We start from the raw sequence: 13,796 nt of genomic DNA, 5'->3' as shown, positions 1-13,796 counted from the left end.
ATCCGACCGATCGCACTCACGGGGGTGAAGACGATGGAATACCTGGTCCTGGGCGCGCTGGAGACGCGTCAGGGCGGCGTCCTGGTGGACGTCCGGGGCATGCGGCAGCAGAGACTCCTGGCGCTGCTGCTCCTGAACGTCGGCCGGGTGGTGCCGATGGACTTCCTGGTGGACGAGCTGTGGGAGGACCCGCCGCCGTCGGCCAGACCGCAGGTGCACAACGCGATCCGCGACCTGAGACGGGTGCTGGCCGCGGGCGAGCACCGACTGGTGACGGTGGACGTCGGGTACCGGCTCGCGGTGCCGGAGGACGCGGTGGACGCGCACCGGTTCACCCGCAAGGTCCGGGAGGCCCGGGCCGCCGAACGGGACGGGCGGTTCCCGGAGGCGATCCGGCTGCTGCAGGCCGCGGTGGACCTGTGGCGCGGCGACGCCTTCGCGGGCATCCACTGCCCGGCGGTGACCAGCGCGGCGGTGAAGCTGAACGAACAGCGGCTGACCGCGCTGGAGGACCTGATGGCACTGCGCCTGAAGGTCGGTGAGACTTCCTCGCTGGTGGGCGAGTTGACCGCGCTACTGGCCGAGTACCCGCTGCGCGACTCGCTGCGGCGGAGCCTGATGACGGCGCTGTGCCGCAGCGGCCGGCAGGCGCACGCGCTGGCGGTGTACGACGAGGGCCGCCGGTTCCTGGCGGACGAACTCGGCCTGGAGCCGAGCCCCCAACTGCGGGCCCTGCACTCGGAGATCCTCGCGGACGCGCCCGGCGTGCACGACGCGCCGGAGCGGCCACCGGCCCGCCCGGCAGCCGCGGAGGACCCCGCGCCCGGGCAGCGGCCCAACTGCCTGCCGCACGACCTGACCGACTTCACCGGCCGCAGCGCCGAACTGGCGCTGCTCCAGGAGGCGGTGGCCCGCCGGGCGGCGGGAGCCCCGCTGATGCTGGCGATCGACGGCATGGGCGGCGTCGGCAAGACCACGCTCGCGGTGCGGGTGGCGCACCGGGTGACCGCCGACTTCCCGGACGGCCAGTTCTTCGCCGCCCTGGACGGCTTCGACGAGTCCCGGCCGCCGGTGCCGCCGAGCCAGGCGCTGGCCGCGCTGCTGCGCGCCGACGGCCTGGGCCCGGAGCGGATCCCGGCCTCGCTGGAGGAGCGCTCCGCGCTGTGGCGCTCCCGGCTGGCGGGCCGGCGCTGCCTGCTGGTGCTGGACGACGCGGCGACCAGCGCCCAGGTGCGCCCGCTGCTGCCCGGCGCCGGGGAGACCCTGGTGCTGGTGACCAGTCGGCGCAAGCTGAGCGCGCTGGACGGATCGGTGTCGCTGCCGCTGGACGTGCTGCCGCCGGGCGACGCGGTGGAGCTGCTCGCCCGGGTGGCCGGGGAGCGCCGGGTGGCACGGGAGCCGGTCCGGGCGGCGGAGGCGGCGGCGCTGTGCGGCTACCTGCCGCTGGCGATCCGGATCGCCGCGACCCGGCTGCGGGACCGGCCGGCGTGGTCGGTGGCGGACCTGGTGGACCGGCTGGCCGACCCGGAGCGGCGGGCCCGCTGCCTGCGCACCGCGGACCGCGACCTGATGGCGCTGCTGCGGGCGTCCTACCAGTACCTGGACCGGGCGCAGCAGCGGTTCAGCCTGTTGATGAGTCGTCAGCCCGCCGGGTCGTTCGACGTGGACCGGGCGGCGGCGGTGACGGGGCTGAGCGCGGACGAGGTGGAGGGCTGCCTCGACGTGCTGTACGAGAACAACCTGATCCGGCAGGAGGCGGCGGCGCTGTTCTCGTTCCACAGCCTGGTGCGGGACTGCTCGCGGCTGCTGCCGGAGCCGTCGGACGGGAGCGGACCGCCGGTCGATCTGACCGTCGGTCAACTCGCGGTGACAGCCTGAGAGCGGGCCCGGTCGGAACGCTCCGCGGGTCGTGTCCGGGCCGCCGTTGTCCTGACATGTTTGTGGAATCTTGGGGTCAAGGTGTGGTTGCCCTGTGTCAGTAAGCTCAGGAAAAGATGTAGACCTTACTGGCAAGCTGATCGAAACGGGGACCGATCCATGCTGGACGTTCTGGGGCTCGATGCGGAGGCCGAGTCCATCTACCGCAGGATGCTCGCCGACCCGCAGGCCGGGGTGGCGGCGCTGGGCAGAGCCTTGTGTCTCACCGAGGACAGAGTCCGCACCGGACTCGACAGACTCAGTGAACTGGCCCTGATCCAGCCGTCGGCCCGGGAGGGCATCGGCTTCCGGGCGGTCGGACCGGAGACCGCGATGGAGGTGCTGCTGGCCCGCCAGCAGGCCGAACTGGCCGCCCAACAGCTGCGGGTGGAGGCGTCGCGGGCCGCGGCGGCCCAACTGATCGCGGAGTGCTCGGCGTTCCGGCCGACCGCCACCGACGCGGCGTCCGAGCAGCTGAACGGCCCGGAGATGATCCGCGAGCGGCTGGCCGAACTGGCCGGGTCGGTGCGCCAGGAGGTGGCGACCTTCGCCCCCGGCGGCGCCCACACCGAGGAGGACCTGCGGGCCAGCCGGCAGCCGAACGCGGCGTTGCTGGAGCGCGGCGTGCAGATGCGCACCGTCTACCTGGACAGCGTCCGCAACCACCGGCCCACCCTGGACCACGTGACCTGGCTGAATCTGCAGGGCGGCCAGGTCCGCACGGTGCCCGAACTCCCGATCCGCATGATCATCTTCGACCGGCAGCAGGCGGTCCTGCCGATCGACACCGAGGACGCCCGGGCCGGTGCGGTGGTGCTGCGCGGCGCCGGCACGGTGGCCGCGCTGTGCGCGCTGTTCGAGGGCGTGTGGTCGGACGCGATCCCGGTCGGGGACGCCCCCAAGTGCGACGAGAACGAGATGCCCCCGCACGAGCTCGCGGTGCTGAAGATGCTCGCCCAGGGCCACACCGACGAGGCGATCGCCAAGCGGATGGGCGTCTCCCCGCGCACGGCCCGCCGGTTCGCCGCCAACCTGATGGAACGCCTGGACGCCCGCAGCCGGTTCGAGGCCGGGGTGCACGCCGTCCAGGACGGCTGGCTCCCCGCCACGCGCTGACCGCGGGCGTCCTGCTCCGATGCTCCGTCAGGCCGCCTGCGCGGCCTGCTGGCGCTTCTCCCGGCGGTCCGCGAGGAGGAGCGCCAGCGCGGGCAGCAGCGTCACCCCGTACACCCCGAGCAGCCAGCCGAAGGAGTGCGCGAACGCGGCCGGCACCATGCCGTGGTGGCTGCGGGCGGAGTCGGTGAGCACCACCGTGACCACCGCGATGGCCAGCGCGCCGCCGATCCGCTGGGTCAGGTTGAGCTGCGAGGAGGCGTCCGGGATGGACTCCTGACGGATCGACTGGAACGCCCGGGTCATGGTCGGCACGATGGTCAGGCCGGTGCCCAGACCGCGGATCACCAGGCTGCCGCAGATCAGCCAGTACGGGGTGGCGCCGGTCAGGCCGGTCATCGGGACGGTCGCGATCATCGTCAGGCTGATGCCGATCAGCACCGTCGCACCGCCGCCGATCTTCCGCAGCAGCACCCGGGACAGCCAGGCGGCGGTCACCACGCCCAGGCCGCCGGTGGACATCAGCAGGCCGGTGGTCACCGCGGACTCGCCGCGGGCGTCCTCGAAGTACAGCGGGATCAGCATCATCGGCGAGTACAGGACGAAGCCCAGGCAGAAGATGTTCACCACCGCGGTCGCGTACACCGGGATGCGGAACAGCCGCAGGTCGAGCAGCGGGTGCTTCGCCTTCAGCTCGCGCACCACGAACACCGTCGTGCCGACCACCGCCAGGCCGAGCGGCACCAGCAGCGCCGCGCTCGCCTCGGCGCCGCGCTCGGCGTACGCGTGGATGGCCAGCACCAGGGAGACGGTGGCGGTCGCCGAGGAGACCAGGCCCAGCAGGTCCAGCGGCTTGGCGCTGCCGGCCGGCGGGGCGTCCTTGCGGACCCAGCGCACGGCGGCGAACAGCAGCACCGCGCAGAACGGGATGTTCACCACGTACACCGCCGACCAGCCGCCCCAGGCGACCAGCAGACCGCCGATGGTCGGGCCGAGCAGCGGGCTGATCAGCATCACCGAGCCGTTCAGGCCCTGCACCTTGGCCAGGTGCTCGCGCGGCACGCCGCGGGTCAGCAGGATCGTCGAGGCCGGGGTCAGGATGCCGGCCGCCGCGCCGGACAGGCCGCGGGCCGCGATCAGCTGGTCCAGCGACTGGGCGGCGGCGCAGCCCAGCGAGCCCAGCGCGAACAGCGCGGCCGCCGCGGCGAACACCCGCTTGGTGCCGAACCGGGTGGACAGCCAGCCGGTCGCGGGCATCGTCGCCGCCAGCGCCAGCAGGTAGGCCGTCACCACCCACTGCACCTGGTTGATGCCGCCGAACCGGGCGGTGGTCTCCTGCATGGAGACGTTGACGATGGTGGTGTCCAGCAGTGCGATGAACCCGCCGGCGATGGCGACGGCCATGGTGATCAGCGCGGCCTTGGACGGACCGCCGTCCTGGGCCGGCGGCGCGTCGGCCGGCTTGTCGGCCGGCTTGTCGGCCGACCTGTCGGCAGCGGACGTCGACGGGGGTTCGGGCTCCGCCACGGCGACCGCGACGGTCTCCTCGACCACCGCGGTCGGCTCGACGGTCTTCACGACGGCGGCCTTGGCGGGCTTGGGGGCGGCGGGCTTCTGGGCGGTGGGCTTCGCGGCGGCAGCGGGCTTGGCGGCGGGCTTGCGTGCCGGGCCCGGCGTGCGGCGGGCCTTGCCCTTGGCCGCGTTCACCGTGGTGCGGGCGGGCTGCTTGGTGGGCATCTTCGCGGGTCCTTCATCAGCGGGAGGAGGGGTGGCCGGGTCAGTCGACGGCGAGCAGGGCGCGTTCGACCTCGTCCAGGACGGCCTCGGCGGCCGGGCGGGCGTCGGGCCGGTTGCGGCAGGACAGGGTGACTTCGGTACGGCCGCCCAGCTGGCAGGTGCTGAGGAACATCTCGGCGTACGGGACGAGCATCGGCAGCGTGCAGTAGTCGGTGGGACGGAAGTGCGCGGTGCGGAACAGCTCGGTGTCGATCCGGCCGTGGTCGGTGAGGATCGCGGTGCACGGGAAGCGGGTGCCGTCCAGCTCCTGGGCCTCCCGCAGCGAGTTCGCGAACGGGTTGTTGCGCAGGAAGTCCCGGTCCAGGGCGGCGACTTCGCGCTTGCGGAGCATGGCGGCGAGCAGCTGGCTGTGCAGCCGGTTCCAGCGGTCCTCGCGGTGCAGGTCGAGCACCAGCTGGGAAGTCAGGTTGGCGGTGGAGCGCACCTCGCGGTCGTGCCGGCGGAGGTCCACCGGGATGATCAGGCGGCCGGCGTCGGCGGTCAGCAGCCGGGACACCGCCGCGCCGATCCGGGCGGTGGCGGCGGACGGCGTGGCCGCGATCGAGCGGCGCAGCCAGAGCGCCGTTCCGTCGGCGGTCCCCTGTCCGAGGATCGCGGGGCCTCCCTCCACCCGGGCCGGGACGGGGGCGGCCGGGACGGGGGCGGCGGCGGTCCGGAAGTGGGTGTCGTCGACGGTGGAGTCCGCTCCGACCGTGGGCTCGTCGCGCAGTGCGCGGAACAGGTCCTCGATCCAGTACCGCAGGCCGCGGCCGTCGGTGACGATGTGGCTGGCCCGGACCACCAGTCGGGTGGTCACCGGCCCGTTGGCGAGGCCGACCTCGCAGATCGGCCCGGCCACCACGTCCAGGTCGCGGTGGAAGAACGGGTGGTCGAACCCGGCGTCGGCGGGCAGTTCGGTGATCGGCGGGAGCGCGTCCTCGGCCCGCCAGTTGGGGCCCTTGCGGCGGACCGCGAGGCCGGGGTTGGCGAGGGTGGCCTGCCGTACCGCGTCGGCGAGGCGCTCCGGGTCGATCCGGCCCTCGCCCGCGACGACCATCTGGATCAGCTGCGGGGTGCCGGTGGCGTTGGCGTTCAGGTAGCCGCGCTCGATCTGGGAGATCCGCCGGGTGTAGGCCCGGGCCGGCGTGGCAACGGCGGTGGCGGTCATGCGACGAGCTCCAGGGTCGGGGCGGCGAAGTCCTCGGGCCGGGTGGCCAAGTCCTCGGGCAGGGTGCCGAGTTCGAACTGCGAGGCGGGTCGGCGGACGGCGGCGGTAGTGGCTGCGGTGGCGGTCGCGGTGGTCGCGGTGGCGGTCATGCCACGAGTTCCAGAGTCGGAGCGGCGGGTTCGGGCAGGCAGTCCCACCGGGAGCAGCTGCTCGCCACCACCTCGCGCCGCGCGCGGCCGGGTTCGGCCGACGGCGTCGGGGCGGCACCGGAGTCCGCCTGCGGGCCGACGGGTTCGGCCGAGCAGTCCCACCGCGAGCAGGCGCGGGCGGAGGCGCGCTGCGCGCAGCCCGGACCGGCCTGCGACGCCACACCGAACTCCTCGACCGGATAACGGAGTTCGGCGGAGCCGTCCAGCACCGGGTGGGCGGTGAGCAGTGCGGCCGCACCGGAGTTCTGCGGCCGGCGGGGTTCGGGCCCGACGGCGGGCCGCTGCTCCGTCCCGGCCTGCCCCGCGCAGCGGGCGGCGGTCATGCGGCGGCCTCCAGGCCGAGCGCCTCGGTGCGGACGGCGGGTGCGGACGGCTGCGGCTGCCACCACCAGCGGACGGCGGCGGGGGCGTCGGTGGCCAGGGCCAGGTGCAGGCCGTGGCCGAGGTCGGCGGAGCGGACCAGGTGGCCGACGTTGGTGGGGCGCCAGCCCGGCCGCCAGTCCGGCAGCCGGACGCCCGCGAAGGTCTCCTTGCGCAGGTGCGAGGCCTTGATCAGCGCCTCGCACTCGGCGAAGTCCCGCATGGTGGCGGGCTCGCCGTCCGGGCGGCCGAGCAGCGCGCCCAGCCACTGCATCGCGAACGGCCGGTCCCGGTGGTCCTGGAGGTCCACGCCGACGGTCTGGCCGGACACCAGCGCCACCGTCGAGTACGCGGCGCAGTGCGCCACCGAGGCGGTCAGGTCGAGCTCCGGCACGCTCCACCGCCGGTGCTCGTCGCGGGCCAGCTCGCGGGGGCTCAGCCGGACCCCGTACAGGCTCGCCACCGCTTCGGTGATCAGCCACCGGCCGGCGTCGTTCAGCCGGTGGCCCATCCGGTCGCGCGGCAGGTGCGGGTGCCGGGTGACGAGGCAGTCGATGGCGGCCTCGTCCGCCGGGCCGCCCTGCGGCGAGTCCGCGGCGGGCGACGGGCGGTTCGGCTGCGCGGGGGCGGACAGGGCCTCCGCCGTCGCCCGCCGGACCGCCGGCCCGGGTGTCGCCCGGTCGGGCCGGCCGTCCGCCGGGGCGGGGGTGGGTGCCGGGGCCTGGGTGGGTGCCGGGCCGCCGCCCGGCACCCGGCCGAAGTCCGGTGCCCCGCCGGGCACCGACTCCGGCGTCCGGAGCCGCTCGGCCGTCGCCGTCGCGGAGGCCGCGGCGAGCACCGGGCCCAACCGGCCGGCCCAGCCGAGCATCACCAGGTCCGTCCCGACCAGGTCGGTCTCCGGGCGCTGCTCCTCCAGCCAGTCCCCGGCGGCCCGCAGCACGCTTCGCACGGCGCCCATCACGGCCTCGCGTCGAACACCGCGGCAGCGTAGGAGCCGCCGTAGGCGAAGCTGGACAGCAGCAGGCGTCCGGCGGGGGCGTCGCCGGCCAGGGCGGCGACCAGGCCGAGGGCGCCGGCCGAGCCGTACGTCTCGCCGAGCAGCGCCTTGGGGGTGACCGTGGGGCGGTCGGAGAGGCCGGCCAGGGTCAGGGCGCGGGACTGGGCGACGTCCACCAGGCGGTAGCCGGAGGCGGCGGAGACCACCGTGTCGATCTGCTCGGGCGTGGAGTCGGCCTCGGCGAGGGCGCCACGCAGGGCGCGGGCCCAGGCTTCGCCGTCGCGGCCGATCCGGCCGATGCCGGCCGCCTCGCCGGAGGCTCCGAAGCCCCGGACGTCCGCCAGGACGCTCGCGCCGCGGGCGGCGGCGGAGGCCTCGGACTCCAGCAGGATCGCGGCCGCGCCCTCGGAGAGCACGGTGCCGGTGCCGCCGCCGGGGACCACCCGCGTCGTCCTCGCGTATCCGGGCAGCCGGGCCTGGGTGGCCAGGGCCTGCTCGGGGAACTCGTCGGCGACCACGACCATGATCCGGTCGGCCATGCCGCGGGCGATCACCCGGGCGGCCAGTTGGAGCGCGAGCACCGAGGAGGTGCCGCCGTTGGCGATGGTGGCGGTGTAGCCGCGGTAGCGGTGCAGCATTCCGACGTGTCCGGCGGCGGCGTTGACCACGGTGTTGGCGAACATCGCCGGGTTGGCGCCGGTGATGCCCTGCTCCAGCACGCCCTGGTGGAAGCTCAGGACGGAGGTGACCGGGCCGTAGCCGGTGGCGAACACGATGCCGGTGCCCTCGGCCTCGGCGCGGGACGGCTTGCCGTGCCGCTCGTACAGGTCGCCGACGGCGCCGGCGGCGAGCACGCCCAGCGGGTCCATCCGGCGGGCCTTGCTGGGGTTGAGGCGCTTGGCGACGGCCTTGACGTCGATCCGGCCGATCGGGCGCTCGCCGACGCCGGCGACCTGCTCCAGGTTGTCGAAGCCGACCCGGCCCTCGGCGAGCGCGGCGGTCAGTTCGGCGGTGGAGCCGGCCGAACCGGCCAGGCCCGCGACGCCGGTGACCACGACGTGGTGCACGGGCTGCGTGCGCCGGGCCGAACGGGCGGGCCGGCCGGGCTTGTTGAGCACCACGGTGGCGTTGTTGCCGCCGAACGCGAAGGAGTTGGAGGCGACCACTTCGAGGGGGGCGGGCCGCCCGGCGTTGGGGACGATGTCCAGCCCGAACGGGGAGTCCACGCCGCGGGTGCTGACGGTCGGCGGGATGACGCCCCGGTCGATCGCCATGGTGGAGACGATCGCCTCCACCGCGCCGGCCGCACCCAGGGTGTGGCCGAGCATCGACTTGGTGGAGCTGGCGGGCGGCACCTCGGCGCCGAACAGCAGCTTCACGGCCTTGGGCTCGGACACGTCGTTGGCGGGGGTGCCGGTGCCGTGCAGGTTGACGTAGTCGACGTCCTCGGGGGCCAGGCCCGCGGTCTGCAGGGCCTGGGCCATCGCGGCGGCCGCGCCCTTGCCGCTCGGGTCGGGGGCGGTCTGGTGGTAGCCGTCGCAGGAGAGGCCGTAGCCGCCGAGTTCGGCGAGCGGGGCGGCGCCGCGTTCGGCGGCCCGCTCGGCGGACTCCAGCACCATGAAGCCGGCGCCCTCGCCGAGGGTGAGCCCGGTGGAGGCGGTCATCGGCGCGCACGGCTCGGGATCGAGCGCGCCGAGGGCGGAGAAGCCGTACGCGGAGAGCTGGGCCAGCGGGTCGACGCCGCCGCAGATGACGTAGTCGACGTCGCCCTTCCAGAGCAGTTCGGCCGCGTAGCCGAGGGCCACGGCGCTGGCCGCGCAGGCGTTGGAGAGCACCACGCGGGGGCCGCGCAGGTCGAACTCGGCGGCGATGAAGTCGCCCACGCACGGGAGTTGGGAGGCGGCGGCCTGGACGGCGTCCAGCACGCCGTCCTTCACCAGGCCGCGGTGCACGCTCTCCAGGGTGGGCATCGCGCCGAGGCTGGAGCCGACCACCACGGCGACCCGGTCGCGGTCCACGGTGTCCAGGTCGAGGCCGGAGTTGCGCAGCGCCTCGCGGATCGCGGTGGCCGCCAGCGCGTAGCAGCGGTCCAGGTCGGCGGGCTGCTCGGCGGTGACCATGCCGGCCCAGTCGGTGAGCAGCTCGGCGGTGTCGAACAGGGTGTTGGTGCGGATGCCGGAGATGCCCTGGGAGATCGAGGCCCAGCTCTTCTCCACGTCATCGCCGGCGCCGGTGATCAGCCCGAGGCCCGTGAGGGCGATGCGTTCGGTGGTCTTGGTCATCAGTGGATCCGGGTGGTGAGCGAGCGGGCGATGACGCGGGGCTGGGTGACCGTGCGGACCGGGGTGTCGGCGCCGTCCTGGTCGGCCGCGGAGAGCTCCAGGCCGGGGACCCAGAACGGGGCGTCCAGCTTGGCGACGATCAGTTCCTCGTCGGCGTTCGCGGACGGGGCCTGCCAGATGACGGCGCCGATCTGCTGCCCGCCGGCGGTGACGGGGGTGCCGACGGCGAAGGCGGCGCCGGCCGGGGCGGCCAGGGCGGTGATCTTCGCGTTCTCGGCGGTGGGCTTGACCAGCTCCTCGGAGCCGAGGAACTCGCCGATCCGGTTCCAGTCGACCATCCAGGCCAGGTCGGCCTCGTGCACCGGCAGGCCGGCGAAGCCCGCGGCGTAGACCGCCATGCCGGCCTCGGCCTGGACCCGGGCCAGGCCCTCGGCGCCGACCTCGGCGCCGCCCTGGGCGAGCACCGCCTCGACAGCGGCGGCGTGGCCGGCCTCGGGGGCGTTGGACAGCAGCAGGTAGCCGTACTCGCCGGTGGTGCCGACCCGGGCCAGGTGGGCGAGCGCGGCCGGCTCGCCGGGGACGGCGGACTCGGTGACGCCGTGCAGGGTCAGGCCGGAGATGTCGAACTCGACGAACGCGGCGGCCGCGGCCCAGGCGTTCGGCCCCTCGAACGCGGTGGCGCCCCAGCCCTCGGGGGCGACCTCGACGGTGACGTCGGCGGGGGCGTCCAGCGCCTCCAGGTAGCCGGTCAGGGCGTCGGCGGAGACGGGGGTGCGGGGCAGCAGCCAGGAGTCGTCGCCGATCTCGAAGTGCAGCAGGATCGCGAACGGCGAGCCGTCCTGGTTCAGCGCCAGCGCCTCGCGGACGGTGTCCGGCTCGACGTACTCGCTGGACTTGGCGAGGAACAGGTCGAGGAACTCGTAGCGGTCGCCGCCGGAGATCCGGACTAGCGGGGCGGTGATCGGGTAGACGCCGATGGCGGTGCGGACGGTGGTGTAGTCGTCCTGCGCGGTGCGCACGGCAACGGTGGTGGTCATGGCTCTGGTGGTCCTTTCGAGGATGTTTCGACGGGTGTCAGATCGCGGGTGCGGGGTGGACGGACAGCTGCCAGGCGGCCTCGGCGCCGGCCGTCGCGCAGCCGATCAGCAGTCCGGAGGAGGTGGTGCGCAGGACGATTTCCGGTGCGCCGCTCCCGCCGTCGACGGGGGCGAGGTGCAGCCAGTGGCCGCTGGTGAGGCGGATCGCCGCGGCGGACGCCCAGACCTGTCGGAAGGCGGCGGCGTCGAGCTCGTGGCGCTTTCCGGCGGAGTGCAGCACCACGGCGGTGTCGGCCGGGGTGTCCGGGGTGAGCCAGAGCACCGTCTCCTCGTCCGCGCCGGGGGCGTGGACGTCGATCCGGACCGGCTCGGCGGCCTGCTCGGGGGCGGTGACCTCCCAGCTGATCCGCTCCTGCGGGGCGGCCAGCCCGAGCGGGTGCTTCTGCTCCCACTCGCGGGTGGTCGGCACGCCCCAGCCGAGGCCGGTGGCGAGACTGTGCCGGTGGTGCTCCAGGGTGACCCAGGCGCCGGCGCTCCACCGCGGGTTGTTGCCGAAGGCGCGGGTGCGGGGGGCGGGGCTGCGCAGCACCTTCTTGCCGCCCTCGGTCCAGGAGGTGATCCCACCGGCGTTCGCCTTGACGATCAACTTCCGTTCGCCGGTGGCGAGTTGCGGTGCAGCGGTGGTGCGGGGGGCATCGTGGTCGGCGCCGGTGCGGAGTTCGGTGCGCAGCCGGGCGGTGCCGTCGGCGTCGGGCTCCAGGTGGCGTTCGACCAGGGTGGTGTGGATCAGCCGGACCGGGCGGCCGGCCGGGAGGGTGATCCGGGTGGCGCCGTCGGTCCAGGCGAGGGTGGAGCCGGCCGGGGCGGTCTGCGCGGCGGCGACCACCTCGGAGGTGTCCCGGACGCCGATGCCGGTGCCGATCAGGTGCTGGACGGCGGTGGTGTCGGGGCCGGTCAGGGTGAAGTCGCCCTGGCGGAGTCCGACGGTCTGGAAGATCCGGCCGGGCCGGGTGGTGTACGTGAACTGCTGCTCCAGCACGCCCCGGTGGAGCGTGAGGGTGCCGGTGACCTGGTTGCCGCCGGTGGTCTCGCGGACCTGGACGCCGTGTTCGACGGGGTGGATCTCCAGTTCGCGGGCCTGGCCTTCGCGCCAGCCGGCCGAGCGGTCGGCCTCGGCGCTGGGCCAGGTGGAGACGAACACCGGCCCGTGGTGGCCCTCGGCGTGCACGGTGAGGGTGCCTTCGGCGGTGTCCAGCTCGGCGGTGAGGCCGCTGTCGCCGAAGCGGTGCGGCTCGGCCGGCTCCCGGCTCCGGATCTCGTAGGGCGGTTCGGCGATCTTCAGCGGCCGGGTGGCGCCGTCGGGGGTGGTGAGCGCCGCGTCCAGCATCAGGCCGCGGTCCACGTCGATGGTGGCGGTGAGCTTGAACTCGCCGAGGGCCAGAGCGTAGGCGACGGTGCGGATTCCGTCCACCACCCGTACGTCGGAACGGAGTTCGTCGTCCCGGCCGCCGGCGACGTTGCCGAAGCTGCTGAGCTGGCCGAGCGCCGCCAGCGCCTCGGGGTCGAGGTCGTGGAAGACGCTGCGCAGGATCAGCGGGATGTAGTTGTGCAGCTCGACGTTGCCGTCCTCGCCGGGGACGGTCTCGCCGACCGACACGCAGCCGACCCGCCGGTACAGCTTGAAGGCCACGGTGTTGGCCGGGTTGACGGTCAGTCGGAGCACCAGGCAGCCGCAGCGCATCATCCATTCGACGGCTTCGGTGAAGAGCCGTCCGGTGATGACGCCGTTGCGGTAGGCCGGGGCGACGAAGAACATGTCGGCGATGAGCTCGCCGGCCCGGGCGGAGCGGCGTCCGGTGCTGTGGAACAGCCCGAAGGTGCCCACCACCCGGTCGTCGTCGACGGCGATCAGGAATGTCGCGGTGTCGCGTTCGGCGAGTTCGCGTTCCAGTTCCTCGCCGGTGATTCCGCCCGCCACCGGGTTGGGGTTGTCGCGGTGACGGTTGTAGAGCTCGGCGATGTCATGCGCGTCGCCCTCCTGGTACGGGCGGATCGTGATGGACATTCCACACCTCCTTGTCTGCTCTGGTCCGAAAGGTGACGGGGGGTCAGCCCTTGCGTTCGGTGGTGACGATCAGCGAGCCGGCGGCGGCGAGTTCGGTGCCGACGGAGGCCCGGACGGAGACGGAGCGCAGGCCGCCGAGCTTCTGGCCGAGCTTGGCCTCCAGGGTGAGCTGGTCGCCGGGGACGACCAGCCGGGAGAACTTCATCGAGCTGATCGAGCCGAGGTAGCCGACGCTGGCCGACGGGTCGCCCTCTGCGGGCGCCGGGGATTCCAGCATTTCGGCGACGTAGACCACGGCGACCAGCTGGGCCATCGCCTCGACGATCATCACGCCGGGCATGATCGAGTGGTCGGGGTAGTGGCCGGCGAAGAACGGCTCGTTCACCGAGACGCTCTTGATGCCGCGTCCGGAGACGCCCGGGACCACGTCGTAGGCGCGGTCGATCATCAGCATCGGCCAGCGGTGCGGCAGCATCCGCTTGATGTCGTCGGAGGAGTAAGCGAAGGTCTTGCTCGGCTTCTCCTTGACGGCCACCTTGGTGGGTGCGACGGCGGTGGCCATGGTCAGACCTCGCGGGCTTCGATGAAGTCGACCAGGGCGTTGATGGAGCCGAAGGCCTCGAAGTCGTCGTCGCTGATCAGCACGTCGTACTCGTTGTTGATCATGACGACGATCTCCAGGGTGTCCAGCGAGTCCATCTCCAGGCCGCGGCCGAACAGCGGCTGGTTGTCGGAGACGGCCTCGGCCTCGGCGTCCAGGCCCAGGCGGTCGATGATCATCGACTTGATCTTCAGGTTCTTCTCCAGGCGCTGCTCGGCCTGGGTCCGGACGTCCTCGAAGGTGGCGGTGGACATGATGTGCCTTTCCTTTG

General features: G+C 73.9%; 12 protein-coding genes. 2 read left to right on the top strand and 10 right to left on the bottom strand.

The features are described 5' to 3' along the window. Positions 1-33 precede the first annotated feature (33 nt). Both IEZ12_RS25695 and IEZ12_RS25690 read left to right on the top strand, forming a co-directional pair. Positions 34-1,878 (top strand): AfsR/SARP family transcriptional regulator, encoded by a 1,845-nt coding sequence (locus IEZ12_RS25695; RefSeq protein WP_189275175.1) that lies wholly within the window; start codon positions 34-36, stop codon positions 1,876-1,878. A gap of 159 nt (positions 1,879-2,037) precedes the next feature. Continuing rightward, on the top strand, positions 2,038-3,033 hold the full coding sequence (locus IEZ12_RS25690; protein WP_189275114.1) for a helix-turn-helix domain-containing protein: 996 nt from the start codon (positions 2,038-2,040) through the stop codon (positions 3,031-3,033). A 27-nt stretch (positions 3,034-3,060) separates the two neighbouring features. Here IEZ12_RS25690 and IEZ12_RS25685 read toward each other — a convergent pair whose 3' ends face one another. The 10 genes from IEZ12_RS25685 to IEZ12_RS25640 are packed head-to-tail and all read right to left on the bottom strand — an operon-like array spanning position 3,061 to position 13,779. Continuing rightward, on the bottom strand, positions 3,061-4,767 hold the full coding sequence (locus IEZ12_RS25685; protein WP_189275112.1) for a DHA2 family efflux MFS transporter permease subunit: 1,707 nt from the start codon (positions 4,765-4,767) through the stop codon (positions 3,061-3,063). 40 nt (positions 4,768-4,807) lie between these two features. Next, positions 4,808-5,974 (bottom strand): hypothetical protein, encoded by a 1,167-nt coding sequence (locus IEZ12_RS25680; RefSeq protein ID WP_189275110.1) that lies wholly within the window; start codon positions 5,972-5,974, stop codon positions 4,808-4,810. Next, positions 5,971-6,123 carry a hypothetical protein gene (locus IEZ12_RS25675; RefSeq protein WP_161801115.1) on the bottom strand — a complete coding sequence of 51 codons (153 nt, stop codon included), beginning with the start codon at positions 6,121-6,123 and terminating at the stop codon, positions 5,971-5,973. Before IEZ12_RS25675 ends, IEZ12_RS25680 begins: the two co-directional genes overlap by 4 nt. Continuing rightward, positions 6,120-6,506: a hypothetical protein gene (locus IEZ12_RS25670; RefSeq protein WP_189275108.1), complete on the bottom strand. Its 387-nt coding sequence runs from the start codon at positions 6,504-6,506 to the stop codon at positions 6,120-6,122. The genes IEZ12_RS25675 and IEZ12_RS25670 overlap by 4 nt, the downstream gene beginning before the upstream one ends. Continuing rightward, positions 6,503-7,492: a 4'-phosphopantetheinyl transferase family protein gene (locus tag IEZ12_RS25665; protein ID WP_229847980.1), complete on the bottom strand. Its 990-nt coding sequence runs from the start codon at positions 7,490-7,492 to the stop codon at positions 6,503-6,505. Before IEZ12_RS25665 ends, IEZ12_RS25670 begins: the two co-directional genes overlap by 4 nt. 8 nt (positions 7,493-7,500) lie before the next feature. Beyond that, positions 7,501-9,822, bottom strand: coding sequence for a beta-ketoacyl-[acyl-carrier-protein] synthase family protein (locus tag IEZ12_RS25660; protein WP_189275104.1), 2,322 nt, complete (start codon positions 9,820-9,822; stop codon positions 7,501-7,503). Continuing rightward, on the bottom strand, positions 9,822-10,859 hold the full coding sequence (locus IEZ12_RS25655; RefSeq protein ID WP_189275102.1) for an aminomethyl transferase family protein: 1,038 nt from the start codon (positions 10,857-10,859) through the stop codon (positions 9,822-9,824). The genes IEZ12_RS25660 and IEZ12_RS25655 overlap by 1 nt, the downstream gene beginning before the upstream one ends. Positions 10,860-10,896: 37 nt before the next feature. Further along, the gene (locus IEZ12_RS25650; protein WP_189275100.1) at positions 10,897-12,924 is read right to left on the bottom strand and encodes a GNAT family N-acetyltransferase; all 2,028 of its coding nucleotides are present in this window, start codon (positions 12,922-12,924) and stop codon (positions 10,897-10,899) included. Between the two features lie 43 nt (positions 12,925-12,967). Continuing rightward, the gene (fabZ, locus tag IEZ12_RS25645) at positions 12,968-13,486 is read right to left on the bottom strand and encodes a 3-hydroxyacyl-ACP dehydratase FabZ (RefSeq protein WP_189275098.1); all 519 of its coding nucleotides are present in this window, start codon (positions 13,484-13,486) and stop codon (positions 12,968-12,970) included. 2 nt (positions 13,487-13,488) lie between these two features. Then, the gene (locus tag IEZ12_RS25640; protein ID WP_189275096.1) at positions 13,489-13,779 is read right to left on the bottom strand and encodes an acyl carrier protein; all 291 of its coding nucleotides are present in this window, start codon (positions 13,777-13,779) and stop codon (positions 13,489-13,491) included. Positions 13,780-13,796: the final 17 nt, after the last annotated feature.

This window comes from Kitasatospora griseola (genome assembly GCF_014648555.1).
In the GTDB taxonomy this organism is placed as follows: domain Bacteria; phylum Actinomycetota; class Actinomycetes; order Streptomycetales; family Streptomycetaceae; genus Kitasatospora; species Kitasatospora griseola.
This window is presented reverse-complemented; position numbering and strand designations above follow the sequence as displayed.

Excerpts from the sequence above, each read along its gene's own strand:
- IEZ12_RS25675 (WP_161801115.1), bottom strand. The coding sequence starts at position 6,123 with ATGACCGCCACCGCGACCACCGCGACCGCCACCGCAGCCACTACCGCC.
- IEZ12_RS25695 (WP_189275175.1), top strand. The coding sequence starts at position 34 with ATGGAATACCTGGTCCTGGGCGCGCTGGAGACGCGTCAGGGCGGCGTC.
- IEZ12_RS25670 (WP_189275108.1), bottom strand. The coding sequence starts at position 6,506 with ATGACCGCCGCCCGCTGCGCGGGGCAGGCCGGGACGGAGCAGCGGCCC.
- IEZ12_RS25640 (WP_189275096.1), bottom strand. The coding sequence starts at position 13,779 with ATGTCCACCGCCACCTTCGAGGACGTCCGGACCCAGGCCGAGCAGCGC.
- IEZ12_RS25685 (WP_189275112.1), bottom strand. The coding sequence starts at position 4,767 with ATGCCCACCAAGCAGCCCGCCCGCACCACGGTGAACGCGGCCAAGGGC.
- IEZ12_RS25690 (WP_189275114.1), top strand. The coding sequence starts at position 2,038 with ATGCTGGACGTTCTGGGGCTCGATGCGGAGGCCGAGTCCATCTACCGC.
- IEZ12_RS25655 (WP_189275102.1), bottom strand. The coding sequence starts at position 10,859 with ATGACCACCACCGTTGCCGTGCGCACCGCGCAGGACGACTACACCACC.
- IEZ12_RS25660 (WP_189275104.1), bottom strand. The coding sequence starts at position 9,822 with ATGACCAAGACCACCGAACGCATCGCCCTCACGGGCCTCGGGCTGATC.
- IEZ12_RS25680 (WP_189275110.1), bottom strand. The coding sequence starts at position 5,974 with ATGACCGCCACCGCCGTTGCCACGCCGGCCCGGGCCTACACCCGGCGG.
- IEZ12_RS25650 (WP_189275100.1), bottom strand. The coding sequence starts at position 12,924 with ATGTCCATCACGATCCGCCCGTACCAGGAGGGCGACGCGCATGACATC.
- fabZ (WP_189275098.1), bottom strand. The coding sequence starts at position 13,486 with ATGGCCACCGCCGTCGCACCCACCAAGGTGGCCGTCAAGGAGAAGCCG.